General features: G+C 62.8%; 19 protein-coding genes. 13 read left to right on the plus strand and 6 right to left on the minus strand.

Going from position 1 to position 24,170, the window contains the following annotated elements; all coding sequences use genetic code 11:
• Positions 1 to 8 precede the first annotated feature (8 nt).
• Entirely contained in the window at positions 9 to 1,133 is a 1,125-nt protein-coding gene (locus HNP60_RS03580; RefSeq protein ID WP_184150318.1) for an acyl-CoA dehydrogenase family protein, read from the minus strand.
• Positions 1,130 to 2,296: an acyl-CoA dehydrogenase family protein gene (locus HNP60_RS03585; RefSeq protein WP_184150321.1), complete on the minus strand. Its 1,167-nt coding sequence runs from the start codon at positions 2,294 to 2,296 to the stop codon at positions 1,130 to 1,132. Before HNP60_RS03585 ends, HNP60_RS03580 begins: the two co-directional genes overlap by 4 nt.
• 343 nt (positions 2,297 to 2,639) lie before the next feature.
• Here HNP60_RS03585 and HNP60_RS03590 point away from each other — a divergent pair, with 343 nt between their 5' ends.
• From HNP60_RS03590 to HNP60_RS03640, 11 genes are all read left to right on the plus strand, one after another.
• The gene (locus tag HNP60_RS03590) at positions 2,640 to 5,537 is read left to right on the plus strand and encodes a TonB-dependent receptor plug domain-containing protein (protein WP_184050721.1); all 2,898 of its coding nucleotides are present in this window, start codon (positions 2,640 to 2,642) and stop codon (positions 5,535 to 5,537) included.
• Between the two features lie 162 nt (positions 5,538 to 5,699).
• Positions 5,700 to 7,784 carry an acetate--CoA ligase family protein gene (locus tag HNP60_RS03595; protein WP_184150324.1) on the plus strand — a complete coding sequence of 695 codons (2,085 nt, stop codon included), beginning with the start codon at positions 5,700 to 5,702 and terminating at the stop codon, positions 7,782 to 7,784.
• A 4-nt stretch (positions 7,785 to 7,788) separates the two neighbouring features.
• Positions 7,789 to 8,595, plus strand: a complete 807-nt coding sequence (locus HNP60_RS03600) for a crotonase/enoyl-CoA hydratase family protein (protein WP_184150326.1) — start codon at positions 7,789 to 7,791, stop codon at positions 8,593 to 8,595.
• Between the two features lie 3 nt (positions 8,596 to 8,598).
• Positions 8,599 to 9,771, plus strand: a complete 1,173-nt coding sequence (locus HNP60_RS03605) for a thiolase C-terminal domain-containing protein (RefSeq protein ID WP_184150328.1) — start codon at positions 8,599 to 8,601, stop codon at positions 9,769 to 9,771.
• 8 nt (positions 9,772 to 9,779) lie between these two features.
• Complete coding sequence (locus HNP60_RS03610; RefSeq protein ID WP_184150330.1) at positions 9,780 to 10,208, plus strand: Zn-ribbon domain-containing OB-fold protein; 429 nt, start codon at positions 9,780 to 9,782, stop codon at positions 10,206 to 10,208.
• Complete coding sequence (locus HNP60_RS03615; RefSeq protein ID WP_184150332.1) at positions 10,205 to 10,981, plus strand: alpha/beta hydrolase; 777 nt, start codon at positions 10,205 to 10,207, stop codon at positions 10,979 to 10,981. The genes HNP60_RS03610 and HNP60_RS03615 overlap by 4 nt, the downstream gene beginning before the upstream one ends.
• Before the next feature lie 104 nt (positions 10,982 to 11,085).
• On the plus strand, positions 11,086 to 12,390 hold the full coding sequence (locus tag HNP60_RS03620; RefSeq protein ID WP_260394632.1) for an MFS transporter: 1,305 nt from the start codon (positions 11,086 to 11,088) through the stop codon (positions 12,388 to 12,390).
• A gap of 111 nt (positions 12,391 to 12,501) precedes the next feature.
• The gene (locus tag HNP60_RS03625; protein WP_184150334.1) at positions 12,502 to 13,512 is read left to right on the plus strand and encodes a DODA-type extradiol aromatic ring-opening family dioxygenase; all 1,011 of its coding nucleotides are present in this window, start codon (positions 12,502 to 12,504) and stop codon (positions 13,510 to 13,512) included.
• 26 nt (positions 13,513 to 13,538) lie between these two features.
• Positions 13,539 to 14,210, plus strand: coding sequence for an RraA family protein (locus HNP60_RS03630; protein ID WP_184150336.1), 672 nt, complete (start codon positions 13,539 to 13,541; stop codon positions 14,208 to 14,210).
• Positions 14,210 to 14,866 (plus strand): RraA family protein, encoded by a 657-nt coding sequence (locus HNP60_RS03635; protein WP_184150339.1) that lies wholly within the window; start codon positions 14,210 to 14,212, stop codon positions 14,864 to 14,866. Before HNP60_RS03630 ends, HNP60_RS03635 begins: the two co-directional genes overlap by 1 nt.
• A gap of 12 nt (positions 14,867 to 14,878) precedes the next feature.
• Positions 14,879 to 15,877 carry an amidohydrolase family protein gene (locus HNP60_RS03640; protein WP_184050701.1) on the plus strand — a complete coding sequence of 333 codons (999 nt, stop codon included), beginning with the start codon at positions 14,879 to 14,881 and terminating at the stop codon, positions 15,875 to 15,877.
• A gap of 183 nt (positions 15,878 to 16,060) precedes the next feature.
• On the opposite strand, the gene drt3b is transcribed toward HNP60_RS03640, so the two are convergent.
• From drt3b to HNP60_RS03655, 3 genes are all read right to left on the minus strand, one after another.
• Positions 16,061 to 17,992, minus strand: a complete 1,932-nt coding sequence (drt3b, locus tag HNP60_RS03645; protein WP_184150342.1) for an antiviral reverse transcriptase Drt3b — start codon at positions 17,990 to 17,992, stop codon at positions 16,061 to 16,063.
• Positions 17,985 to 19,244 carry an antiviral reverse transcriptase Drt3a gene (drt3a, locus tag HNP60_RS03650; protein WP_184150345.1) on the minus strand — a complete coding sequence of 420 codons (1,260 nt, stop codon included), beginning with the start codon at positions 19,242 to 19,244 and terminating at the stop codon, positions 17,985 to 17,987. Before drt3a ends, drt3b begins: the two co-directional genes overlap by 8 nt.
• A 281-nt stretch (positions 19,245 to 19,525) precedes the next feature.
• Positions 19,526 to 20,800, minus strand: a complete 1,275-nt coding sequence (locus HNP60_RS03655; RefSeq protein ID WP_184150348.1) for an aromatic ring-hydroxylating oxygenase subunit alpha — start codon at positions 20,798 to 20,800, stop codon at positions 19,526 to 19,528.
• 158 nt (positions 20,801 to 20,958) lie between these two features.
• On the opposite strand from HNP60_RS03655, the gene HNP60_RS03660 reads away from it, so the two are divergent.
• Both HNP60_RS03660 and HNP60_RS03665 read left to right on the plus strand, forming a co-directional pair.
• Positions 20,959 to 21,606, plus strand: a complete 648-nt coding sequence (locus HNP60_RS03660) for a MarR family winged helix-turn-helix transcriptional regulator (RefSeq protein WP_014075104.1) — start codon at positions 20,959 to 20,961, stop codon at positions 21,604 to 21,606.
• Positions 21,607 to 21,684: 78 nt separating this feature from the next.
• Positions 21,685 to 23,136, plus strand: coding sequence for an aldehyde dehydrogenase family protein (locus HNP60_RS03665; protein WP_184150351.1), 1,452 nt, complete (start codon positions 21,685 to 21,687; stop codon positions 23,134 to 23,136).
• Positions 23,137 to 23,527: 391 nt separating this feature from the next.
• Here the strand turns inward: HNP60_RS03665 and HNP60_RS03670 are convergent, their stop codons facing one another.
• Positions 23,528 to 24,169 (minus strand): hypothetical protein, encoded by a 642-nt coding sequence (locus HNP60_RS03670; protein ID WP_184150354.1) that lies wholly within the window; start codon positions 24,167 to 24,169, stop codon positions 23,528 to 23,530.
• Position 24,170: the final 1 nt, after the last annotated feature.

The following is a 24,170-nucleotide window of genomic DNA, read 5'->3' on the forward strand; positions in this document are numbered from 1 at the left end:
GCTCCGCGCTACAAGGTGAGGGCGGCATAGCGTTCGAGATGATGGTTTCGATCGCCATATGAGAGCTCGAACAGGCCGAGCCGCGCGAAGAGATGGGCGGCCTGATATTCCTGCACCAGCCCCATGCCGCCGTGCAGCTGCACGCATTGCTCGCCGACGAGGCGCGCGGCTTCGCCGACCCTGACCTTCGCCGCCGAGACGGCGCGCATCCGCGCGGTCGCATCGCTCCCGTCGCAGGCGGCGATGGCGGTATCGGTGATCGCGGCGGCAAAGGCCTCATCGATGAGCATGTCGACGAGGCGATGCTGGAGGACCTGGAAGCTGTCCAGGCTCCGGCCGAACTGGCGGCGCGTGTGCGTATGATCGCGCGTCAGCCGGTTGGCGGCCCGGATGCTGCCGACCGCATCGGCGCAGGCCAGTGCCGTCGCTTCGTCCAGAGCGGCAGAGAGAGCGTCCTCGCCGCAAGGCAGCCGTGCATCGTTCGGCAGGTCGACATTGTCGAGCAGGATGTCTGCCGCGCCCGTCCAGTCGAAGCAGCGATAGGCGCGCCGCTCCACTGCGCCGGCCGGCACGAGGAAGAGCGCGATCGCATCGTCAAGCCGGGCTGAGACGATGAGCAGATCGGCGCTGTCGCCGCCCGCGACGGTGAGCTTGCGACCCCGGAGGCGCCAGCCATCCCCATGCCGGATGGCGAGGACGGGACGCGCGCCGTCATCCTCATGCGCCAGAGCCGCGCGGACGCGGCCTTTCACGATGCCGGGCAACCAGGCCGCTTGCTGCGCTGGAGTTGCACCAGCGGCGATCAGGCGCGCCGCCACCATCGTAGGGATATAGGGTTCCAGCACCATGGCGCCGCCCATGGTCTCGGCGGCCATGGCGATGTCTGCAAAGGCAGCGGGCAGGCCGCCCTGCTCCTCGGGCAGGGACAAGGCCAGCAGGCCGAGCTCGGCATAAGCCGACCAGGCCGCCGCCGATTCCCGCGCTTCGGATTCATGGGCATCGCGCCGTTGTTCGAAACTATAGTGGCGGGCCAGAACCGTCTCCAGCGACTGGCGCAACTGGTCACGGATGTCCCCGGAGTCGTCGGTCTGGTCGATGGCCGGTGCGGGGTCTGCAAATGTCGAAATGGTCATTTCCCGCCTCCAAGGCCAAGTGTCTTTGCGATGATGTTGCGCTGGATCTCGTTCGAGCCGCCGTAGATGCTGACGACGCGCGTATCGAAGTGGTTCTTGAACAGCCGGTGTGCCCAGGGTCGGTCCGGGTCGCGGGCCTCCGCGCCATGGCGGGCGGCGCTTCGACCCGCCGCTTCGACCAGCAGGCGCGTGAGGCGTTGCTGCAACTCGGAGCCCCGGATCTTGAGCATGTTCGCCTCGATGCCCGGGACGAAGCCGGCCCGGACCCGAGCGAGCATCCCCATGGCGAGGGCTTCGATCGCGGCCAGCTCGATCTCCGCTTCCGCGATGCGCGCGCGGAAGGTCGGCGATGCGGTGAGGCCCTGCTCACCGGCGATGCGCTTGAGCCGGGCGAGCTGGCGGCGGTTGATGCCGATCCGTGCGATGGAAAGCCGCTCATTGCCGAGCACCACGCGCGAATAGGTCCAGCCCTTGTTCGCCTCGCCGACCAGATTGGCCGCCGGGACCTTCACATTGTCGAAGAAGACCTCGTTGGTCGTGCGCTCGCCGTTCAGCAGGATGATCGGCCTGATGTCGATGCCCGGCGTGTTGGCCAGATCGATCAGCAGCATGGAGATGCCCATCTGCGGCTTGGGCGCCGCCGGATCGGTGCGGACCAGAGCGAACATCATGTTCGCCTCATGGGCCATGGTCGTCCACATCTTCTGGCCATTGACCACCCAGTGATCGTCGACAAGCTCGGCGCGCGTTTTCAGGGATGCGAGGTCGGACCCGGCGCCCGGTTCCGAGAAACCCTGGCACCAGATGTCCTCGCCGGAGAGGATGCGCGGCAGATAGCGGCTCTTCTGGGCCTGCGTGCCATAATGCATGAGCGTGGGCCCAAGCATCTTCAGTCCGAAGGAGCCCAGGTCCGGCGCGCCTTCCTCGGCGAGCGTCTCCGCGAAGATATAGCACTGGATGGCGCTCCAGCCCGTGCCGCCATGCTCGAGCGGCCAATGCGGCGCTGCCCAGCCGCGCGCATGGAGCGCCCTGTGCCAGGCCTGCCGCTCGGCAGCGGTTATGCCTGCCGCCTCGCTGACCTTCGCGCGGACCTCCGCCGGACAATGCGACCGGACGAACTGACGCACTTCCTCCGCAAATTCCTGTTCCTGAGCCGTAAACATCTCTCTCCCTCCGCAAGGCGGCTTTGGCCGCTTCGACGCGTTTATATGACAAGCAGCTTTATATAAAGCGACTGAAGAAATATAGTTGTCATTAGCATCGATATGCGCAACAATCGAATCGGCCATGCGAGTGGCTTGAAGCCCGGCCCAGGGCTGGGAGGAGGCGGAGGAATCGCAAGCGGACGGCCACGCCAAGGCAGCGCGGCTCTGACTGGAAGTGCCATCCGGCTCTGGCGAATAAAGATAATATAGTTATACCATCGTATTGACTTGACCGGTGCGGTCGCTAGTTTTTTCAAACGCCAGCGGGACACTCGATCTCGCGGCCAAGGAGGAGAGGAATATGGCTCGCGGAACGTACTTGCTCGCATCCGTCGCGGCTTGCGGTGTCCTGGCATTCGTGTCGCCGGCGCATGCGCAGCAGGCGGCTCAGGAAATGACGGCGCAACAGGCTCAGGACATCATCGTCACCGGGTCGCGCGTGGCCCGAAGCGGGTTTGACGCGCCGACGCCGACACTCGTCATGACCGCGGAGACGATCGCGGAGCGCGGTGCGACGAATATCGGCGACTTCCTCAACGAAGTGCCTTCGTTCCGGCCGAGTGTGACCAACCAGACCAACACCCAGTCATCCAATCTTTCCGGCGCGACCTTCGCGGACCTTCGCGCGCTGGGGAACATCCGCACGCTGGTGCTGGTCGACAACCGGCGGCACGTGCCGACATCGCCCACCGGCCAGGTCGATCTCAATCTCATTCCGACCGTGCTGATCGAGCGTGTCGATGTCGTGACGGGCGGCGCGTCCGCCGTCTACGGCTCGGACGCCATATCGGGCGTGGTCAATGTGATCGTCAACAAGACGTTCGAGGGTTTCCGGGGCGATCTTTCGCTCGGCCTCTCGGAGGAGGGCGACAATTTCGAGCGCCGCGTCGGGCTTGCGTGGGGCACGAGCTTCGCGGATGGGCGCGGGCATTTCGTCATCGGCGGCGAATATGTGAAGTCGGACGGCATCGACTCGTTCGAGGAGCGGGCTTGGAGCCGGCGCTACGATGAATCGGTGTCCTTCGCTGCCAACCGGCCGGCGGGGACGCCTTCTCGCATGTTCGCGAGCGGCGTGCGGTTCATCAATTCCCTCTTCGGCGGCGTCATCCTCGGCAACAATGCCGACGAGAACCCGGCGAACGGCGCGGATGTGCTGCGCGGAATCTATTTCCCCGATCCCGGCGTCGTGGGCTCGTTCACTTATGGCGAGAATTCGGGCGGCTCCTCCTACAACATGTCCAGCTCCGTGGGCACGCCCCCGCGCGCGGGCCACACGCTGGTTCTCCCGATCGATCGCCATGTCGTCATGGGTCACATGGACTATGAACTGAGCGATTCGATCGGCTTCTTCGCCGAGGGCAGCTACGGTCGCTCGGGGTCCGATTATTCGGGGCCGATGCCGCGCGACACTGCCGTGAGCGGTGCCCGGGCGGTCATCATCCAACGGGACAACGCCTTCCTGCCGGCCGAGGTCGCCTCGATCATGGACGCCAACAATATCCGCTCCTTCGTGCTCGGCCGGTCCAATCCCGATTTCTCGTCGACCCGGATCGTCAATTTCAACAGCACTTATCGCCTTGCTGCCGGCCTGAAGGGTGATCTCGGCAATAGCTGGGGATGGGATGCCTATGTGCAATATGGCGAGAACAAGCTCGACTCCCAGATCCGCAACATGCGCATCCAGCAGAACTTCATGTGGGCCTTCGATGCGATCCGGCTGCCCAATGGCCAGATCGTCTGCCGGAACGAAACGGCGCGTGCGCAAGGCTGCGTGCCGCTCAATCTCTTTGGGCTGGGCGCCATGTCGCCGGAGTCAGTTGATTATGTGAACGGGACGCAGTTCCAGTCGATCACCACGACCCAGACGGTCGCGGCCGTCAATCTTCAGGGCCAGCCTTTCTCCACCTGGGCCGGGCCCGTGGCCTTCGCGATCGGCGGCGAGTATCGGCGGGACAGCGCGCAGAGCATTGTGGACTCGCTGGCCGAGGCCGGTGCGTATAATTTCTCGAACCCCGCTCCCTATTCCGGCGCGTTCGTCACCAAGGAAGGCTATGTCGAAGTGCTCGTTCCGCTGGCGCGAGACATGCCGTTCCTCCGCTCGCTCGATGTGAACGGCGCGGTTCGCTACACCGACTATGAGACCTCGGGAGGCGTCACCACCTGGAAGCTCGGCGCGACCTGGGAGCCACTGGACGGGCTGCGGTTCCGGACCACGCGCTCGCGGGACATTCGCGCACCTAACAGCGCGGAACTCTTCTCGGTTACCTCGACGCAATCGACCTTGCGCAATCCGTTCAACGGCGTCTCGCGCTCCTACACCGTCGCCTTCGCGCCGAGCGCCACGCTGGCCCCGGAAAAGGCGAATACCTTCACCATCGGTGCCGTGGTTTCGCCGCCCTTCCTGCCCGGGCTCTCCGCGTCGGTCGATTATTACAACATCGATATCGGCGGCGCGATCGCCAGCTTCCCGGCGCAGCAGATTCTCGACAATTGCTATGCGGAGATCCAGGCCGGAAGCCCTGGGAGTTTCTGCAACAATGTCGAGCTCTCGGGCAGCGGCGCGGCAACCGAGATCGACTCCGTCACGGTGCAGCTGCTGAACCTCGCCTCGCTCAAGACGCGCGGCGTGGACTTCGAGCTGAGCTATCGCTTCAACATGGGGCCGGGCCGGGTGACCACGCGCCTGTTCGGCACCTATGTCGCGGAGCTGACCTCTGACGATGGCCTCGGCGTGGCGCCCTCCTATAATGCGGCGGGCATCATCCAGACCCGCGGCAGCGTGATCGACCGCGCGGGGCAGCTCGGCGGATTTACGTCCGGCCTCAACACGGGCGCGACGAGCGTTCCTCACTGGCAGCTCAATGCCAGCCTCAACTACGAGACAAGCAAGTGGGGCACTTCGCTCACCGCACGCTGGATCGACGGCGGCATCGTGGATGCAACGCTCGTTCAGCCCGGGGACCCCGACTACAATCCTGCCTCGCCGATCTCGGTCGCGGACATGAACGTCAATTCGCGCCTGTATCTCTACTGGTCGGGCAACGTCACCCTGATGGAGCGCGACGGCAAGCGCGTGCAGCTCTACGCCGTCATCAACAACCTGCTCGACAAGGATCCGCCGTTCCCGAACACCCAGCTGGCCGGCTTCTACGACCGTATCGGCCGCGCCTACAAAGTCGGCGTGCGGTTCGGCTTCTGAAGACACAGGAGCGGCGGCCGATGCATGCGGCCGCCGCTCTCATCCCCTCACTGGCAGGGCGGACGGAAAGCGCCCCGGATTCACGATTGGAATGACATGACTGCCACCTTGCTGCCCGCCAGAACCGAATCACCCAGGGGCGCGGAGGCAGTTGCCCTCTTCATGCGACCGAGATCCATCGCGGTGATCGGCGTCTCCGCCAAGCCAAAGACGGCGGGCCGCACCGTGCTCGCCAATCTCCAGCTCAACGGATATGCAGGCGACGTCCATGTCGTGGGCCGCGCCGAGGGCGAGATCGACGGCTATCCCGTCACGCAGAGCGTGGACGAGCTTCCCGAAGGCATTGACCTGGCGGTCTTCACCTTGCCCGCGGCGGGGGTGAAGGATGCGCTGGAGGCCTGTGCGCGGCGTGGGGTGCGGGCGGTCACGGTCTTCTCCTCGGGCTTCGCCGAAGCGGGCAATCGCGCCGGGCAGGATGAGCTGGTGAAGATTGCGCAGGAGGGCGGCGTTGCCCTGCTCGGGCCGAACTGCCTTGGCTACACCAATCTCGTGCAGGGTCTCCCGATCGGCTTTGCAAATGCCCGCAAGGTCGCGCGGCTTGAAAAGGACAATCCCAATCCGGCCGTCGCGATGGTGTCCCAGAGCGGTGGCCTGATGGCTTATGCCAGCACCAACCTTGCCGCGCGGCACTTGCCGGTCGCCTATACCGTCTCCACCGGGAACGAGGCCGGCATCGGCATCCCCGACTTCATCGATTTCTTCGCGCAGGACGAAGCAACCGCCGTCATCGCGCTCTACCTTGAGGAAGTGCGCGATCCGCAGGCCTTTCTCGCGGCGGCGCGGCGCGCGCGGGCCGCGGGCAAGTCGCTCGTCGCGATCCATCCCGGCCGGGGCGAGAAGGGCAAGGCAGCGATCCAGTCGCACACCGGCGCCCTCGCCGGCGACTATGCGACGATGCAGCTTCATCTCGAACGGGCAGGCGTCGTGCTGGTCGAGACGCTGGAGGAATGGGTCGACGTCATCGAACTGCTCGCCCGCTATCCCGTCCCGCCCACCAAGGGGCCGGGCGTGCTGACCTTCTCCGGCGGCTTCTGCGCCATCGCGCATGATTATTTCGAGAAGCTGGACATGGAAATGCCGGCGCTCTCGGAAGAGACGCGCGCGTCGCTGGCGCCGCAATTGCCTGTCTTCATCCCGCCCCGGAATCCGCTCGATCTCGGCACGCAGGCGATCTTCCAGCCCGAGCTGATGCCGATGGGGACCAATGCCCTCATGGCGGACAGCGAGGTCGGCAGCGTGCTGATCGCCATCAACAGTGGCACGGCCGCCTCGCAGCGTGGCTATGGCCATTATTTCGTCGATGCCATCAAGGGGAAGGCGCGCCCTGCCATCCTCGCATTTCCCGCGCCCGAACTGGACCCCGGCTTCGAGGCATCAATCCGCGAGAACCAGCTCATCCTCAGCCGGTCGATCGAGCGATCCATGACTGCGCTCGCACGCGTGACGCATCATGGGCGGTCGCTCGAACGTGCCGCGCGCTCGGTAAGCCATGCGCCGTTCGCCGATCTTCCCGCGCTGGGCGCCGGCCCGCAGCCCGAGTGGCTGGGCAAGCAGTTGCTCGCGGCCATCGGGGTGCGCGTGCCGGACGGCGGGCTCGCCCGGAGTCCAGATGAGGCGGAAGCCATTGCCGAACGCGTCGGCTACCCGGTCGCCATCAAGGCGCAGGCAGGCGCCCTGGCGCACAAGACGGAAGCGGGCGGCGTGCTGCTGGGCATTCGCGATGCCGCGCAACTGCGCGCGGCATGGCAGGACCTGCAGAACAATATCGCCCGTGCCCAGCCCGGCCTCGTCCTCGACGGCGTGCTCGTCGAGCGGATGGCGCCCAAGGGCCTCGAACTGATGATCGGCGCGAAGCGCGATGCCAAGTGGGGGCCGGTTGTGCTCGTCGGCCTCGGCGGCATCTGGGTCGAGGCGTTGGGCGATGCCCGCTTGATTCCGGCGGACATGGCGGAAGCGGACATCCTGGCCGAGATCATGAAGCTGCGCACCGCGAAGCTGCTCAAGGGCTTCCGGGGTTCGCCGCCGGTCGACGTCCAGGCCGTGGCGCGCACGGCATCGCTGGTCGGCCGCCTGATGACGACCGTGCCGGACATCGAGGAGATCGATCTCAATCCGGTCTTCGTTCATCCCGAGGGGGAGGGGCTGACCGCTGTCGACGCCCTTGTCATCACGAAGAAGGTGGGGTGAGGCGATGAGCGACACATTCGCAACCTATGCGCTCGAAGGCGATGTCGCCCTCATCGGCATCAACCGGGCGGCCAAGCGCAACGCGGTCAGCGCGGCCGTCATGGCCGATCTGCACGAGGCCTTCGAGCGCGCGGTGTCCGAAGCGCGGGTCGGCATCCTGTTCGGCCATGGCGGCAATTTCTCGGCCGGGCTCGATCTGGCCGAGGCTGCCTCACGCATGCAGGGCGGCAGCGCGCCGAAACCCTGGGAGCGCGGGCGCTGGACGGTGCCGCTCGACCTGATCGCGCGCGGTCCGATCCCCTGGATCGCCGCGCTCGAAGGCGCCTGCATCGGCGGAGGGCTTGAGATCGCATCGGCTTGCCATGTGCGCGTGGCGGATGCGACGACCTTCTTCGCCTTGCCGGAAGGCAAGCGCGGCATCTTCGTCGGGGGTGGGGGTGCGGTGCGCATCCAGCGGCTGATGGGCTATGCGCGCATGGCGGACATGATGCTCACGGGGCGGGTGCTCAGCGCGGCGGAAGGCGAGCGGGCCAATCTTTGCCAATATGTCGTGCCGGCGGGTCAATCCATGGAGACGGCACGCGAGCTGGCGCTCAAGATCGCCAGCAACGCGCCCAACACCAACTGGGCGATCTGCGCCGCGCTGCCACGCATTGGCGACATGGGGCATGGCGACGGCCTGTTCTTCGAGGGGCTGATCGGCGGCGCGTCGCGCAACAGCGAGGGCGCCAGCCGGATCGCCGCCTTCATCGAGCGCGGCGAGAACAAGGTGGCCGCGCCGCCGCCCTCCTCCGCGGACGGGGAGGACTGACCGGTGGCGCTCAGTGACATGGCGATCGTCGGCTATGCCGAGACCAAGATCGTGTTGCGCAGTGAGGTCGATGTCTGGGAGCTGGGTGCGGAAATCCTGGACTCGCTGCTGGAACGCACCGGTTTCGAGAAAGGGGAGATCAATGGATTGATCCTGTCCTCATCCTCGACCGGCGCGGGCAATATCTTCTGGTCGCAGACCACGGCCGACCAGCTCGCGGTCGAACTGGACTTCTGCCAGACGGTCGACATCGGCGGGAGCTCGCCGGTGGGTACGGTCGCGCGGGCCGCCGCCGCGATCGATGCGGGCCTTTGCGATACGGTGCTGTGCCTTTTTGCGGACACCGCCGTGGCGGAGAATAATGGCCGGCCGCGTTCCTATGGCGCGGAATGGACCACGCCTTATGGCTATCTCGGCGCGCCGGCCGCTTTCGGCATGCTGAGCCGCTACTATGATGATCGCTTCGGCCTCGATGCGCGCGCGCTGGGCAAGCTCGCGGTCGCGCAGCGTGCGCACGCGGTCCTCAACGAGAATGCCTGCGAGAAGCTGCGCAAGCCGATCACGGTCGACGATTATGTGCACTCGCGGATGATCAACGATCCGATCCGCCTGCTGGACTGCGTGATGCCCTGCGACGGGGCGAGCGGCATTCTCATCACGCGCCGCAAGACTGCCGAGCAGCGGGGCCTGACGCGCTGCGCCGTGCCGGTGGGCTATGGCGAGCGCACCAATGTCGGCGCGGCAAGCGCAATCGTCGATCCGACGCTGACCGGCCATCGCGAAGCCAGCGAGCGTGCGTTCGCACAGGCCGGATTGCGCCCGGCGCAGATCGGCTCCTTCCATCCCTATGACGACTTCATCATCGCCATCATGATGCAGCTCGAGATGCTCGGCTTCTGCGCGCACGGGCAGGGCGCAGCCTTCATCCGGGAAACGGACTTCAGCTTCTCGGGCGATCTTCCGCTGAATACGGGTGGCGGGCAGATCTCCGCCGGCCAGTGCGGGCTCGCGGGTGGGGGCACCAATCTGGTCGAGGCTGTGCGGCAGCTTTTCGGGGAAGGTGGCAGCCGGCAGGTCAGTGATACGGCTCATGCGCTGGTCACCGGGATCGGCGGCATTCCTTACGGCCGAAACTGGAACAGCAGCACCGTGCTGATCCTCTCTTCCAATGCATGAGGCGAGGCATGACCGACATCAATGACCTGCTCTCGATCGATCGGCCGCTGCCCCCCGAGCGGAGCTTTTCACGCCCCTTCTGGGAAGCCAGCCGGGAAAAGCGGCTGCTCGTCCAGTATGACAAGGTCGCCGGCGCCTATCAGTTCTATCCGCGCCCGACGAGCATCTACACGGGCCGGCGGGACAATCTGGAGTGGCGGGAAGTGTCCGGGCGCGGCGTGCTCTTCAGCCACACGATCGTGCGGCGTGCCCGCCCGCCCTTCCGCGATCATGAGCCCTATGTGCTGGCCATGGTGACGCTGGACGAGGGCGTGAACGTGATGAGCAACATCATCCATTGTGCCGAAGAGGATCTCAGGCCCGGCCTTCGCGTGAAGCCCTACTGGCATCCGCTGCCGGACGGTCGGCACCTGCTCCTGTTCCAGCCCGACACATGATCGCGGACATTCCCTATCGGCACCTCGCGGGCTGGCAGGGAATGCTGGATATCCATCTGCCCGCTGGCGATGGTCCGCATCCGGCGCTGCTCTACCTCCATGGCGGCGGCTGGCGCATGGGCGACAAGACGGCCGTCGCCGCGCACGCGCCTTTCTGGTCCGCCATGGGCCTGGCCGTCGTCTCGGCCAGCTATCGACTTGCGGATGAAGCGCCAGCACCCGCCGCGTTCGAGGATGCGGCTGCTGCGCTGGACTGGCTGGGCGACGAGGGCGCTGCCTATGGGATCGATACAACCCGCTTGCTGATCGGCGGTCATTCGGCGGGCGCCACGCTTGCCCTGGCGGTCGCCTACACGCATGCGCGGCAACCCCGCGCGGCGCTGGCCTGGAGCGCCCATGCCGATCTCGCCGCTTATCATGACGAGCGCAAGCGCGCCGGCGAGCCGGTGGCATGGCTGGCGGCTTCGGCGGACCCGAATGGCCTTGCGCGGGCGCTGTCTCCCCAGGCCCTCGCGCGGCCGGGACTGCCGTCCACGCTGCTGGTCCATAGCGATCGCGATCCGCGCGTCCCTTATGCCGCGGCTGCGCGGTTGGCGGCAAGCCTCTCGGGACATGGCGTCTGCGCGGAACTCGTGACGATGCGCAGCGATCATCATTTGCCCAAGGATCATCCGCCGGACGAGATCGCCCGCGCTCATGCCCGCACCCGGGCGTTTCTCCACAGGGTCGGGTTGATCGGCGAAGCGGTTCCTCATCCGGCGGAAGCTGGTTAGTTGTCTATGACAACGAATATGTTGACACCCCCGGCAGCCGCATGGGATGCGTTGCCCTCAAAAGATAAACCAAAAGATTCGCGGACTCCATGGAGAGGATGACGATGGCAACCAATCTCGCGCCGGACGGCAAGCTTGCCACCGGCATTCACTATCCCGGCTGGTGGGTCGTCGCGGCGGGCTTCGTCATTTTCTTCCTGTCGTTCGGCGGGCCCACTTACTCGCTGTCGCTCCTCTATAACGAGGTCGTGGCGGAGTTCGGATGGACCCGTGCGCAGGCGACCGGCATCTATGCCTGGAAAGGGGTGACCGGCGCTGTCGTCGCCATCTTTCTGATCGGGCCCGCAGTGCAACGCTTCGGCCTGAAGCCGGTGTTCCTGACCGTGCTCGTTATCCAGGCGCTGGGGTTCTTCACCTTTCTCAACGTGACCTCCATCACCACCTATTTTCTGGCCGGTTTTCTGATCGGTCTGGGCCAGGGAGCCGTGCTGCTCTGCATCAAGCTGATGGTGGCACGCTGGTTCATGCGCAATGTCGGCTTTGCGAGCGCCATGGCGTTGATCGGCGGCAGCGCGGGCGGCGTCGTCTTCCCCATCGTGATCGCCTCCCTACTGCCGGACCTGGGCTGGCGCACGACCTATGCCCTGATCGGCGTCGCCATCCTCGCGATCTCGGTGCCTCTCGTCATGTTCGTCAAGCAGAACCCGAGCGAGGAGGACCTGCTCCCTGAAAGCCTTTCTTCCAAGGGCGTTCCGCCCAGTCCCGCGCTGACCGCAGCGACGCGCGCGGCGGACATTCCGGTGACCTATGGCGAGCTGATCCGCAAGCCGATGTTCTGGGGCATCACCATCGGCGTGTTCATCATCGCCGGCGTGGACCAGGGACTGTTCCAGAATATGCAGCTCTACTTCGTGCAGGAGGTGGGCCTCAGCCGGGAGACCGCCGCCTGGCTGCTCTCGCTGACGTCGCTTATCGGCCTCTTCTCGAAATTCGTGGCCGGCAAGTTCTTCGATGTCTTCTCGGTCAAGGGCATCTCGGCCTGGTATCTGCTCATTGCCGTGATGGTCCTGCTGGCATTTCCGGTGTCCAGCCTCTCCACCGCCATCATCTTCACCTGTGCGCTGGGGCTCGCCCATGGCGGCCTCGTGTGCGAGGGGCCAGTGCTGGCCAAGCATGTGTTCGGCCCGCGCAACATGGACAAGGTACTGCCCATCGTGACGGGGTGCTTTGCGCTCGGTTCCTCGGTGGGGCCGGTCACGCTGGCCTATATCTACGACACGACCGGCCATTACAGCTGGGGCTTCGGGCTGTTCTCCGCGCTGGCGGTATTCGCGGCCTTTCTGCTGACGTTCGTCCGCCCGCTCTACCGGGACAGGCTGCGCACCGCGACCGCTAAAATCCCGGACTGAGGAAGCGCGGTCGGGACAATTGCGTGATCGAACAACGTTGCATATGACATTTATATTGTTTACTCAGTCTACAATATAAATGCGGTGCCGAAGAGGAGGCTGGGAGAGGATATGGCGGAAATCGTGCTGGGTATGTGGACGTCGCACGGGCCGACCCTGTCCACCACGCCGGAGCAATGGACGCTCCGGGTTTCCGCGGATCTGAAGCGGAAGCACCCGTTCCGTGGCGAGGAATACAGCTTCGAGGAACTGGTCTCGCTGCGCAGCGAAGAGAAGCTGGCGGAGGCCTGCTCCCTTCCCGAGCGCGAGCGACGCGCGGCCGGGTGCCAGAGCGCGATCGCCGACATGGCCGACCGTTTTTCCGCCGCGAAGATCGACGTCGCGGTTATCATGGGCAACGACCAGCGCGAGCTGTTCCTCGAGGATGTTACCCCGGCCATCACTGTCTATCTCGGCGAGACGATCTGGGACCAGCCGGCCACGCCCCAGCAGGCCGCGCGGATGCCGCCGGGCATTCACGAGGCGGAATGGGGGCATAGCCCGCCCGAGCGGCGGGAATATCCCTGCCAGCCCGATCTCGGCATGCATGTGTGCAAATCCCTGGTGCCCCAGGGCTTCGATCTCGCCGTCTCCAAGAAGCTGCCCGAGCCGGCCGGGCACTGGTCGAGTGGCGCGCCGCATTCGCTCGGCTTCATCTACCGCCAGATCATGCGGGACCAGGTGGTGCCCAACCTGCCGATCATCATCAACACCTTCTTCCCGCCGAACCAGCCGACCGCCCGGCGCTGCTTCGAGCTTGGGCGCGCGGTGGGCAAGGCGATCCGGAGTTGGAAAGAGGACCTGCGTGTCGGGGTGTTCGGCTCGGGCGGGATGAGCCACTTCGTCATCGACGAGGATTTCGACCGCATGTTCTTCGAGGCGCTGCGCACGCGCGACGCGGAGACGCTCTGCGCCATCGAGGACAAGCATCTGCAGTCCGGCACGTCTGAACTCAAGACCTGGATCGCGGCCGCCGGCGCGCTGTTCGACACGGACCTGAAGGGCGACGTGGTGGGCTATGAGCCCTGCTACCGCTCCGAAGCCGGGACCGGCACCGCCAACGGCTTCGTCGCCTGGCAATAAGCCCACGCGTTTTCAAAGGACGGATGATGACTGCACCAGACCCCCATGTCGCGCGCCTGCGCAAGCTGGATGCCTGCGCGGTGTCGGACACGCTGGACAAGCTGGGGCTTGCCGGTTGCGTGACCGGCCTGCGCTCGGCCTCGCCGGGCAGGCGGATCGCGGGGCGAGTGCATACGGTGAAGCTCAAGGCTGGCAACGCGCCTGCCGATCGCCCGCCGGTGCATCTGGGCGCGGCGGCGATCGATGCGAGCGGGCCGGACGATGTGATCGTGGTCGAGCAGCGCACGGGCATCGATGCGGGCTGCTGGGGCGGCATTCTGTCGCGCGGGGCGCAGCACAAGGGCGTCGCTGGCGTGATCTGCGAGGGACTGGCGCGGGATGTCGACGAGGCGCGCGAGATCGGCTTCCCGGTGTTCTGCCGGGGCTACACCGCCCGCACCGCGCGCAACCGGGTATACGAGGATGCGACCGATGTACCCGTGACGGTGGGGGATTTCACGGTCGAGCCCGGCTTCTACGTCATCTGCGATTCCAGCGCGGCCGTGTTCATCGCGCCGGCTGACATCGCCCGCGTGCTCGATGCCGCCGAGGATATCGTGCGCCGCGAAGGCGAGATGACGCGCAGGCTGGCCACCGGTGAGAGTGCCAGCGCCGTGCTCGGTGCGAATTACGAATATATGCTCAAGGGCGATGATTGATGAGTGAAGACGCCAACGTCGCGCGCGCCGCCGCGCTCGACACTGCAACGCTCAGTGATGCGCTCGATCGGCTCGGCATTGTCGGCCAGTGCTACAAGATCGCGGGGCGCGACCCGGACTTCCGCATGGCAGGGCGCGCCTACACCATGCTTTGCGGCCCGGCCTCGACGCCGCCCGGCACGGTCGGCGATTATATCGATGACGTGCCCCCCGGCCATGTCGTGGTGATCGACAATGGCGGGCGGGACGATGCCACCATCTGGGGCGATATCCTGACCGAGATCGCGCATCGCCGCGGCCTTGCCGGCACGGTGATCGACGGCATCAGCCGCGATGTCTCGCTGTGCCGGGCGCTCGGCTATCCGGTGTTCAGCAAGGGCCACTGGATGCGCACCGGCAAGGACCGGGTGCAGGTGGAAGTCACCAATTGCCCCGTCAACATCGGCGGCGCGCGTGTGGCCCCCGGCGACATTTTACGGGGCGACCCGGACGGCGTCATCGTCATCCCGCAGGCGCATGAAGACGCGGTGCTCGATGCCGCCGAGGAGATCCACGCCGCCGAGGAAAGCATCCGCGCCGCCTGCCGCACCGGCATGCGCCTCGATGAGGCGCGCAAGCAGTTCAAATATCACAGCCTTCAGACACGTCAGAAATAAGGGGATCACCCGATGATCATCGACTGCCATGGTCACGTCAGCGCTCCGGTGGAGCTTTGGGCCTATAAGGCGAGCCTGCTCGCGCATCGCGGCTCGCACGGGCGCGGGGGCGTCAAGGTGACGGACGAGCAGATCATTGCCGCCGCGCATCACAAGGAGACCTGGCCGGACGGGCACATCGAACTGCTGCACAATCACGGTACGGACATGCAGCTCATCTCGCCGCGCCCGTTCCAGATGATGAACTCGGCCAAGCCCGCGCGCGTCGTCCACTGGTTCTGCGAGGAGGTGAACACCCTCATCCACCGCCAGTGCACGCTGATCCCGGAGATGTTCATACCGGTCGCTGGCCTGCCGCAGGTGGCGGGCGAGCCCATCGAGAATGTGTTTGCGGAGATGGACCGCTGCGTCGCCATGGGCTTCAAGGGCTTCCTGCTCAATCCGGACCCCTATGAGAATGGCGCCGAGGAAGCCCCGCCGCTGGGCGACCGCTACTGGTATCCGCTCTATGAGAAGCTGTGCGAGCTGGACCTGCCCGCGCATATCCACGCCACCGGATCGCAATCCGAGCGGACGCCTTATTCGCTGCACTTCATCAATGAAGAGACGATCGCCACCTATAACCTCTGCACCTCTTCGGTGTTCGATGATTTTCCGCAGCTCAAGGTGGTGGTGAGCCATGGCGGCGGCGCCATCCCCTATCAGCTCGGCCGCTTCGAATCCCAGTCGCGCCGCAGCAAGCACCTCTTCTCCGAGCGCATGGCCAAGCTCTATTTCGATACCGTGCTCTACACCGAAGGCGCCTTGCGCCTGCTCATCGAGACCGTCGGCCCCGAGCGCTGCCTGTTCGGCTCCGAATGTCCCGGCGTGGGCTCCACCATCGATCCCGCCACCGGCAAGCAGATGGACCACATCGCGCCCTTCATCCAGAAATTCGACTTCCTGAGCGACGCCGACAAGAAGCTGATCTTCGAGGATAATGCGCGGAAGGTGTTTAATTTGGAGGTTTGAGGGGGGAGGCATAAGTCTTGGATGGCAGAGGGTGCGAGAACACCAATACCAGTCTGTGTGTGCTTGATCGCGTCCTAAAGATCGCGACTTCAGCGCCGGAACGAATTGAGTTGCTCAACCCGAGCCGTAAAGTCCCCGAGGGGCCTAGTCTCTGGCGTTAGATGTTCTCGCAAAAACTATGTATCAGTATTCTCTGCCGCTTCGCAACTGCCGGCGGACAAGGGTGTGACGGAGGCGCACTCCGGCCCAATCGACAAAACCGATAAGTTTCGCGATTTCTAATGTCGCTTGGGAGGTGACCAAGCCTATCCTGCCCGCAGCCGAATCGGGTTGCAGCGCTAGGTTCAGTAAAGCCGTCTTTCTGTGAATATCGAGGTCGGGCGAGCTGAGCATGTCGCAGAACAGGAGATATGTTTCAGTTTCTATCATGAGCTGGGCCGTGCGAGTTTCTAGCCATCTTTCAGTGCGATTATTCAGTTCTGCCAGCACAAGGGCGAAATGAGTACTGTCGCGGAGCATGCAAAATTTCGCGGTGATATAGGCTCGATAGTCGCCGGTGCGGCCAGCCAAGTCTATGATCGCAGTCTCGGCAGTGCGATTTCGAACGAAGCGATCGTTAAAGGCATGCGAACCCGTGAGCAGCAGGTTGCAAACCTCCACCGAATCCAAAGGGCGATTTCCGATCACGATCGTGAGTAGCTCAATCAGTTCTTCGAAGATGAGGTTGTGTAGCCACTCCGACTGCTCTGACCTCATTGAATCGATAACTGGCAGAACAGAAGTGACCAGCAATGCGAGATTAAAACCGGTCCGGACACGGAAATCGAGCGCCGCCACGTAAAACGCAATCTCCATTATCGCGGCGGTTATCTGTGCTGCGCAATCTCGTGACACGTCGTCGCGAGCTGACTTCAAGTAAGTTATGGCTTCGCTGCAGATACGACGCAGCTTCCACATGAGCCAGCCGCTGATGTTGTGGAACCCCACCTCAGAGGGGGACGCCGCTAGCCGCAAGTCGCGCAGCTTTTGTCGAATATCGGTTACAACGGACCGGTGCTCACTAAATTCAGGTGCGCAAGTCGCCGTTCTAACACTCCTTCCAACGGCGTCCACGATTTCTGCCATCTCACGTTTCAATCTGCTGATCGAGCTCACAAATGGCCGCAGTGCGACAGATCGCTTCTCTACATTGAGGTACAATTTATACTCGGCCAGAAGTTCAGCTAGTGTTCGCTCGACTAGTTCGATATCTGCGTCGCTGTTGCCAAAAATGAAATAATCGTCGACGTAGCGGCGAACGACGACCGCGTCATCTCCTAAACGAGTGGCCGAAAGGCGCTCGTGCAATGATTTGTCAATTGCTTGAAAGATGATTTCAGCGAAGATTCGGCTGATCTCTGGGCCGACAACGATACCATTAGTTTCGTTGTAATTAGCTAACTGCATCAGATGGTCGAACTCACCCTCGAAAGTGAAGGCCTTCAGCTGGGATTTCGCGAACGCCTTGGTTTTGACGGCCCAAGAAATTGAATGAGTATAAATGTTGTAAAAGCACTTCGAAATATCCAGCGACAGCATATGAGAATACCGGCGCTCAAGATCAACTATTTCCGTCGAATCCATAAACTTCGCGAGAATGTTAAACCGTCGCAGACGAAAATAGGAAGCCATCCGGGAGAAATCTGGCGTGTTGCCTTCAAGTAATTCGTGGGGCAAGCCATCGCGCGCGGTCGCTTCACGTTCCAATGGTGCATTGGTATGCTGACTGACTACCGCGAAAGGATGGCGCAGGGAAGTTTCGGTCTTATTGCAATAGGCGATGATTGTCTCGGCATAATTGTCGATGAAAGCCGACCATTTGAGTTGTATCGCAGGATGAATAATGCTGAGCTGCGTTGTTCGACCCCGATCCTTCACAATGTTATAGTTATAGGGTATTGTGAACCCCCGAGCTTTTCTCAAAAGCGCCAAAGCCTGGCCAGTCTGTGGATCGCCCCGCAGGGGCAGCGTACTCGCAAAAAAGAAGTCGTTGGTGAAAATGACAGGTACTTCGAAGGGAAGCACGTCGGCAATGAGCGCGCGATTGCGCAGGCTGCGTGGCTGAAAGTTAGACATTCTTCCAAATCTGCTTGATAAGCTTCACATCTGTGCTTTTGAATCCAGTCGCAAATATTTTCGAGTGACCCTGGGCGAAGGACATTTTTCGTAAGGCGGCCAACTGCCGTGTATTGAGCTTTGCGAGAACTTTTCTTCCAATTTCCGCTCGACTGCCGAGAACGGTGTTCTGAAGGAACCAGTCGAGTTGCCTGAGTTCCGACATCGGATGAGTCGAGCGCGCCGCACCTTGGTACTCGCCACAGTAGCGGTAATTGTAGAATATGCCCGATCTAACCATCGACCGTCCCGAACCTGCGAGTGGTCTCCGCTTTTGGAACTTATAGTTACCTGCCAGGTAACGAATACGTGCGTGAAAATGATCGAATCGTCCGCCTCTAGAAAAAGCCATCGCAGAAAGAAGTAGCCTCGTCTTGATCCGATCTATTTTCGACTTGGCAATCGTCACGCTTATTTTACGAGGCTTTTCCCGGCTATGCTGAAGATTGATCGTATACCTATAGCCGAGGTACTCAAAATACTCGCGCCGATCAATATCGCCACTTGGCCGTTCAAGGCTAATATCTATTGACTTGGAACGATTCAGCTTGAGTGGTGATGGAAGCAGCTTCTCAAGTTCCGAGGAGATATTCTGGGCGTCCCCGCTCGTGAAAAGGATTATGTCGTCGACAAAGCGATGATAGCGGTACACGCCCGGAATCAGTCGGATTGACTGGTCCACTGGCCTCAAAACATATTCCGAGAGAATTGCGCTGAGTCCGAGCCCGCGTGGAAGTCCGACGCTATCTTGGCAATGTGCTGTAAAGAAAGCCTCGAGCATACGCCGTGCGCGGGGTGGCAGAACATCCCGATAGAGAAGTTCGTCTCGCACTGCCTCGGTTGGGACATGCTCATAGAAGGACGAAATATCCCGTCGCAGGATGTTCATTTCAGAGGAGTCGGACAATGCCTGAATGATGCCACGCGTGATTGTATGGCGCGTATCCGATTGGAGAGCGTAACGTCGTTTAAGATAGGTTCCCAGTATACGCAGTGCTAAGACTGTGGAATAATTGCTATAGGAAACGGCTTGGCGAGGCCCCACTTGGAAGCGATTGAAATTGCTGAGAAATGAATGGGGTTCCGCGATTATTTGTTCAGCTTCGGAGATGTAGTCGTCGAGCGGCTGATCGAACTCGATGCCATAATCTGGTCCATCCGTGGACCGTATTTCTGCTCTCAAGCTTCGGCTGGTGAAGCGCGCTGTCCCCATAAGTTAATCCTTCCCCCTCATTATGCGGGCATGTTCATTCCTCCGGTGCGGAATTTCAAGTGCGTCGGCGCTGCGAGGGGCTGCCCACGTCCGAGTGAGGCGCAGTTATCCGTAATTTCTTAGCGGGTAGAAAATTCGGCTTTTAGGCGAATCAGCCAAACTTATCCGGGGATTTGTCTATTTCCGGTTCTCTCAACAAAAAGCCCGGCCAGATCACTCCAGCCGGGCCAGTCTGATGCCGAGAGAGGTCGGCCGATCCGTCGTAGGCTCCCCCGCCGCCGTCAGGCGTCGACATAGCCCTTATTGTCCTGGCTGATGCGCATCGCTTCCTGCTGCATCTTCAGCACATGGTCGGGCTGGCCATATTGGAAGATGAAGCGCTTGAGGTGCAGCGCGCCGCCGGCTTCGATTTCCTCGGCGGTCATGCCTTCCATCACGGCGTCGCGGTGGATGGTCGGCAGGGGGATCGCCTTGTTGATCGCGGGGTCGCGAATGATCGCCTTGGGGTCTTCGCCGCGGCTGATCTTCTCCATGTCGCGCAGGAACTGGCGGCGCATCATGCCGATGCCCTTGTCGCTGAGGCCGAGATTTTCCTGCGTCCGGTCCGAGATGGTGCCCTGGCCGATCCAGGCGACGAAATCCTGGTTCATCACATGGCTGGTGATCCACTCGCCCTTCTCGTCCTTGATCGGGCCATGCCAGACGGGGATGGACTCCTGCACATAGGGCTCGGCATCGCGCGGCACGCGGGTGAAGAACCAGCCGACGCTCATCATCGTCTCATCGTCGATGGGCACGCGATATTCGAAATGGTCGCCGGTGAACATCGCATTGGGCCACAGGCAGGCGCGCCCGATGGTCCACAGCGGATTGGTCTCGTCCGTATCCTCGCGGATGCGGTTGTAAGTGAAGCCATAGTCATATTCGCGGAAGTCGATCTTGAGATGCTTGGGGCCATAGGGGCCGGTCTCGCCGCGCAGGCGCTTGCTCCAGTTGGCGTGCATCCACTCGAAATGGATCGGGTCCATCGAGTTTTCCTGCCCCTGCAGCCAGTTGCACGGCAGCACGGAAATGACGATCTGGCGGAAGCCGTTCTTCCAGGAGAAGGGCTCCCAGTCCGGCAGCTCGGGCGCGGGGAGGGGGCCCATATAGGCCCAGAGCAGGCCGCCCAGCGCGCGGACGGGATAGGCCTTGATGCGGACCTTGTCCTTGTAACGCCCCTTGGGATTGGCGGTATCCTCGAAGGGCTGCTCGGTGCAGGCGCCCTGCGCATCGAACATCCAGCCATGATAGCTGCAGCGCAGGCCATCCGCCTCCACCATGCCGCACGCCATGTCCGCGCGGCGATGGGGGCAGTGGCGATCCATCAACCCGTAATTGCCGGAGAGATCCTTGTAGAGGACGAGGTCCTCGCCCATCAGGCGGACGGGGCGCGTGGCCCGGGTCTCGAACTCGCTCTCGCCGCCGATCGGATGCCAGTAGCGACGCAGCAATTCTCCCATGGGCGTCCCCGGCCCGACGCGCGCCAGCTTGTCATTCTGCTCTGCGGACAGCATTGGCCTCTCTCTCCTGGCTGCTGGCGCCCTGCGTGGGCGCGTGTTTGTGTCGAACCATTTCGTTGTCATAGACAACAAACAAGGTCAAGCCATGCCATTGCGTCCCGCGAGAATTGTTGTGCTCGCCAACATCCTCGCCCTATAGTGCCGGTCCACGCATGAGGGGGACTTATCCTGTGGCCACCCAGAAGGCCGATGCTGCGGTGAAGCGTCCGAACTTCCGCAGCCTGATGACTTTTCGCCTGCACATGGTCGCCAGATTTTCTGAAGGTATTTCAGAGGATTATTATCGCAAGCATCTGGGGCTCTCGCTGCCGGAATGCCGGGTGATCGGCATCACCGCGAGCTATGGTTCGGTCTCCTTCAAGCAGGTGGCAGCCGACGCGCATCTGGAGAAAAGCTATGCGAGCCGGGTCGTGTCCTCGCTGGTCGATCGGGGCCTGATCGAGAAGCTCGCCAACCCCGCGGACAGCCGCTCCGTGCTGCTGCAGCTGACCGAATCGGGCCGCATGATTCACGAGCAAACCTATGCGCTTGCGCTGCGTTTGAACGAGGTTCTGCAGGCGCCGTTCACGCGCGCGCAGGTGGATGCCTTCACCGCGTTCCTCACCACGCTCGACCAGCAGCTCAAGCGCGTGAGCGGTGTCGTCGAGGATGTGAGCGCCCTTGGCGCCATGCCGCGGCTGGAGATGGTGAGCGGCGGCGATCGGGAAGGGCGCCCGGCCGAGGAGACGCTGCCGCTGGATCGCGATTTCGCCCGGCGGCTGCATGATCTGCTCGGGCAATATCTGGCGTCCACGCCCTGAATTCCACGCTCGTACGAATAAGGGTTGTGGATTCAGGCAACAATATTCATGCTCCCCGCATTGTTGAGGGAGAAGGATATGAGCGAGGTGGACGGGCTCAACCGCTTGCAGTTTGCGGATGGTGCCGATGCGCATCTGATCGGCGGGCGGCCAGTGACGGGCAATGCAGGGTTCGAGGTGATCGATCCCGCCACGGGCCGCGCGTTCGCGCTGTGCCCCGATGCGTCCCGCGCGGATCTGGATGCCGCCGTGGCGGCCGCGCGCGCCGCTTTCCCGGGCTGGGCCGCACGGACCTATGAGGACAGGCGCGCGCTGATCGCAGCCCTGGCCGACCGGATCAGCGCGGCGGCCGACGATCTCGCGCCGCTGCTCACGCGGGAGCATGGCAAGCCCCTCGCGCAGGCGCGCATGGAACTGGCGGTCTCGGGCCATCACATGAAGCAGCTCTCCGCGCTCGACCTGGCTGACGAGGTGCTGCGTGACGATGAGCGCGGGAAAGTGGAGCTGCGCTGGCATCCCCTGGGCGTCGTCGGCGCGATCGCGCCCTGGAACTTCCCGATTGCGCTCGCCATGCACAAGGTCGCGCAGGCGCTCTATACCGGCAACACGCTGATCCTGAAGCCATCGCCCTACACGCCGCTCACCACGCTGGCGATCGGCCGTCTGGTGGCTGACCTGCTCCCGCCCGGCGTGCTCAACATCCTGGCCGGTGGCAATGATCTGGGCGCCTGGATGACCGCGCATGAGGGGATCGACAAGATCAGCTTCACCGGCTCGGTCGCCACCGGCAAGAAGGTGATGGCCAGCGCCGCCGCCACGCTCAAGCGCATCACGCTGGAGCTGGGCGGCAATGATGCGACGCTGGTGCTGGAGGATGCCGATCTCGATCTGGCGGCGGCCGGGGTGGCGCGCAGCGGCTTCTACAATTGCGGGCAGATCTGCATGGCCATCAAGCGCGTCTATGTGGCCGAGCCCGTGCGCGATGCCTTTCTCGGCAAGCTGGTCGAGAAGGTGAGCGCGCTCAAGGTGGGCCCCGGCAGCGCGGGCGGCATGGACATGGGGCCGATCCAGAACGGACCGCAATATGAGAAGGTGAAGGCCTATCTCGCCGATGCCCTTGCCCGTCCCGGCGCGCAGGTGCTGACGGGTGGGCAAGTGCTGCCGGGAGAAGGCTATTTCATCGAGCCGACCGTCATCGCCGGGCTGGACGAGACCGTGCCGCTGGTCTGCGAGGAGCAGTTCGGCCCGGTCATGCCCGTGCTCAGCTTCGCCAGCGAGGATGAAGCCGTGCAGCGCGCCAATGACAGCCGCTTCGGCCTCGGCGCCTCCGTCTGGAGCACGGACGAAACCCGCGCGCGCGCCGTCGCCGGGCAACTGATGGCCGGCACGGTCTGGATCAACCGCCACGGCCTCAATGAGTCAGACGTGCCCTTCGGCGGCATGAAGGAGTCCGGCTACGGCCGCGAGCATGGCGTGCTGGGGATACGGGCGTATCAGGAACTGCAGGTGGTGAGCCGGCCGGTGGGGTGAGGGGGCTGGCGAAAACTGAAGCTGGGACCGGGGCGCTTTTAAATTGTGCTATGAGGCCAAAAGCGCATTCAGCGACCTTACGCTAGAATACGCTTCGTGCATTCATCTGGGAAAACTAGATGAGCATTTTGTGCTCGGACGGCGTCGATTTCCTTGGCCTCTTCAAATGTCATTAAAGAGAGATCCAGTGGAAGCGGGAGATACTCCGGATCCACCTCATGGCGCAATGTATCAGCCTGTTGATCGCTTATGCATAGTATCAGTAAATCGATATCGGCAGCCGCGGGATCGTCCCGATCAACCGAACCAAAAAGATACCACTCGCTTCCGTCCGGAAGGGTTCCGAGGCTTCTCGCCAAATTGATTATAGATCGAACTACGGAATCGCGCATCAGTGTCGAAGTCTCTGCATCAACCCTTTGAATGTTAATACTTCCGCGCCCATGGAAGCGGCGGCCTCTTCAGCGGCGCTTGTGACTGAACCATAGCTGGTCTTTTTGACTGCAAGATCAAATGTTCCAAACCGATCACGTGCGCTTCTTACATCTTCTGCACTTACGTGATAGCCATCTACAAGCGCGATTTTCAGAGCTCCTCCCTTTCGGCGATGAGCTTCGAAAACCTCGTCATAAATTCGGGTGACGGAGCGAACGTTAGAATGCTGGCTGATCGCCTGCTCGAAGAAAGCCCAGTTTTTATTGCGATAGCCGGTGACGTCGCCGCTACGAGCGGCTTTGCTAAGGTCTCCTAACGTTCCAAAGGCCGCTGGAGCTGCAAAAATTACCGATATCGCACCTCCGCTCCAGAGCGTCTTCGAAGGCACATTAACGACAAACTGTGGTTTATCTGAATTCGAAAAGAGCGGCTGTACGTGCTCACGCAAAATCACATCTTTGATACCGATGACAGCGACGTGGATTGGATCGAAATTATGAGGTTTAATCAAAAGAAAGTTTGAAGGTGTGCGGCCAACAACAGTCAGGCCATCATCCGGATCGATCTTGCTTACGACCCAGTCGGTGACATTTCCCATC

It is taken from the genome of Sphingobium lignivorans (assembly GCF_014203955.1).
GTDB classification, from domain to species: domain Bacteria; phylum Pseudomonadota; class Alphaproteobacteria; order Sphingomonadales; family Sphingomonadaceae; genus Sphingobium; species Sphingobium lignivorans.

What these genes read in the sequence shown, in the direction of transcription:
- HNP60_RS03585 (WP_184150321.1), bottom strand. Translation starts at nt 2,296, where the DNA reads ATGTTTACGGCTCAGGAACAGGAATTTGCGGAGGAAGTGCGTCAGTTC.
- drt3a (WP_184150345.1), bottom strand. Translation starts at nt 19,244, where the DNA reads ATGGGGACAGCGCGCTTCACCAGCCGAAGCTTGAGAGCAGAAATACGG.
- HNP60_RS03580 (WP_184150318.1), bottom strand. Translation starts at nt 1,133, where the DNA reads ATGACCATTTCGACATTTGCAGACCCCGCACCGGCCATCGACCAGACC.
- HNP60_RS03665 (WP_184150351.1), top strand. Translation starts at nt 21,685, where the DNA reads ATGAGCGAGGTGGACGGGCTCAACCGCTTGCAGTTTGCGGATGGTGCC.
- HNP60_RS03625 (WP_184150334.1), top strand. Translation starts at nt 12,502, where the DNA reads ATGGCGGAAATCGTGCTGGGTATGTGGACGTCGCACGGGCCGACCCTG.
- HNP60_RS03630 (WP_184150336.1), top strand. Translation starts at nt 13,539, where the DNA reads ATGACTGCACCAGACCCCCATGTCGCGCGCCTGCGCAAGCTGGATGCC.
- HNP60_RS03635 (WP_184150339.1), top strand. Translation starts at nt 14,210, where the DNA reads ATGAGTGAAGACGCCAACGTCGCGCGCGCCGCCGCGCTCGACACTGCA.
- HNP60_RS03615 (WP_184150332.1), top strand. Translation starts at nt 10,205, where the DNA reads ATGATCGCGGACATTCCCTATCGGCACCTCGCGGGCTGGCAGGGAATG.
- HNP60_RS03595 (WP_184150324.1), top strand. Translation starts at nt 5,700, where the DNA reads ATGCGACCGAGATCCATCGCGGTGATCGGCGTCTCCGCCAAGCCAAAG.
- HNP60_RS03660 (WP_014075104.1), top strand. Translation starts at nt 20,959, where the DNA reads ATGAGGGGGACTTATCCTGTGGCCACCCAGAAGGCCGATGCTGCGGTG.
- HNP60_RS03610 (WP_184150330.1), top strand. Translation starts at nt 9,780, where the DNA reads ATGACCGACATCAATGACCTGCTCTCGATCGATCGGCCGCTGCCCCCC.
- HNP60_RS03600 (WP_184150326.1), top strand. Translation starts at nt 7,789, where the DNA reads ATGAGCGACACATTCGCAACCTATGCGCTCGAAGGCGATGTCGCCCTC.
- HNP60_RS03655 (WP_184150348.1), bottom strand. Translation starts at nt 20,800, where the DNA reads ATGCTGTCCGCAGAGCAGAATGACAAGCTGGCGCGCGTCGGGCCGGGG.
- HNP60_RS03620 (WP_260394632.1), top strand. Translation starts at nt 11,086, where the DNA reads ATGGCAACCAATCTCGCGCCGGACGGCAAGCTTGCCACCGGCATTCAC.
- HNP60_RS03590 (WP_184050721.1), top strand. Translation starts at nt 2,640, where the DNA reads ATGGCTCGCGGAACGTACTTGCTCGCATCCGTCGCGGCTTGCGGTGTC.
- HNP60_RS03670 (WP_184150354.1), bottom strand. Translation starts at nt 24,169, where the DNA reads ATGGGAAATGTCACCGACTGGGTCGTAAGCAAGATCGATCCGGATGAT.
- HNP60_RS03640 (WP_184050701.1), top strand. Translation starts at nt 14,879, where the DNA reads ATGATCATCGACTGCCATGGTCACGTCAGCGCTCCGGTGGAGCTTTGG.
- drt3b (WP_184150342.1), bottom strand. Translation starts at nt 17,992, where the DNA reads ATGTCTAACTTTCAGCCACGCAGCCTGCGCAATCGCGCGCTCATTGCC.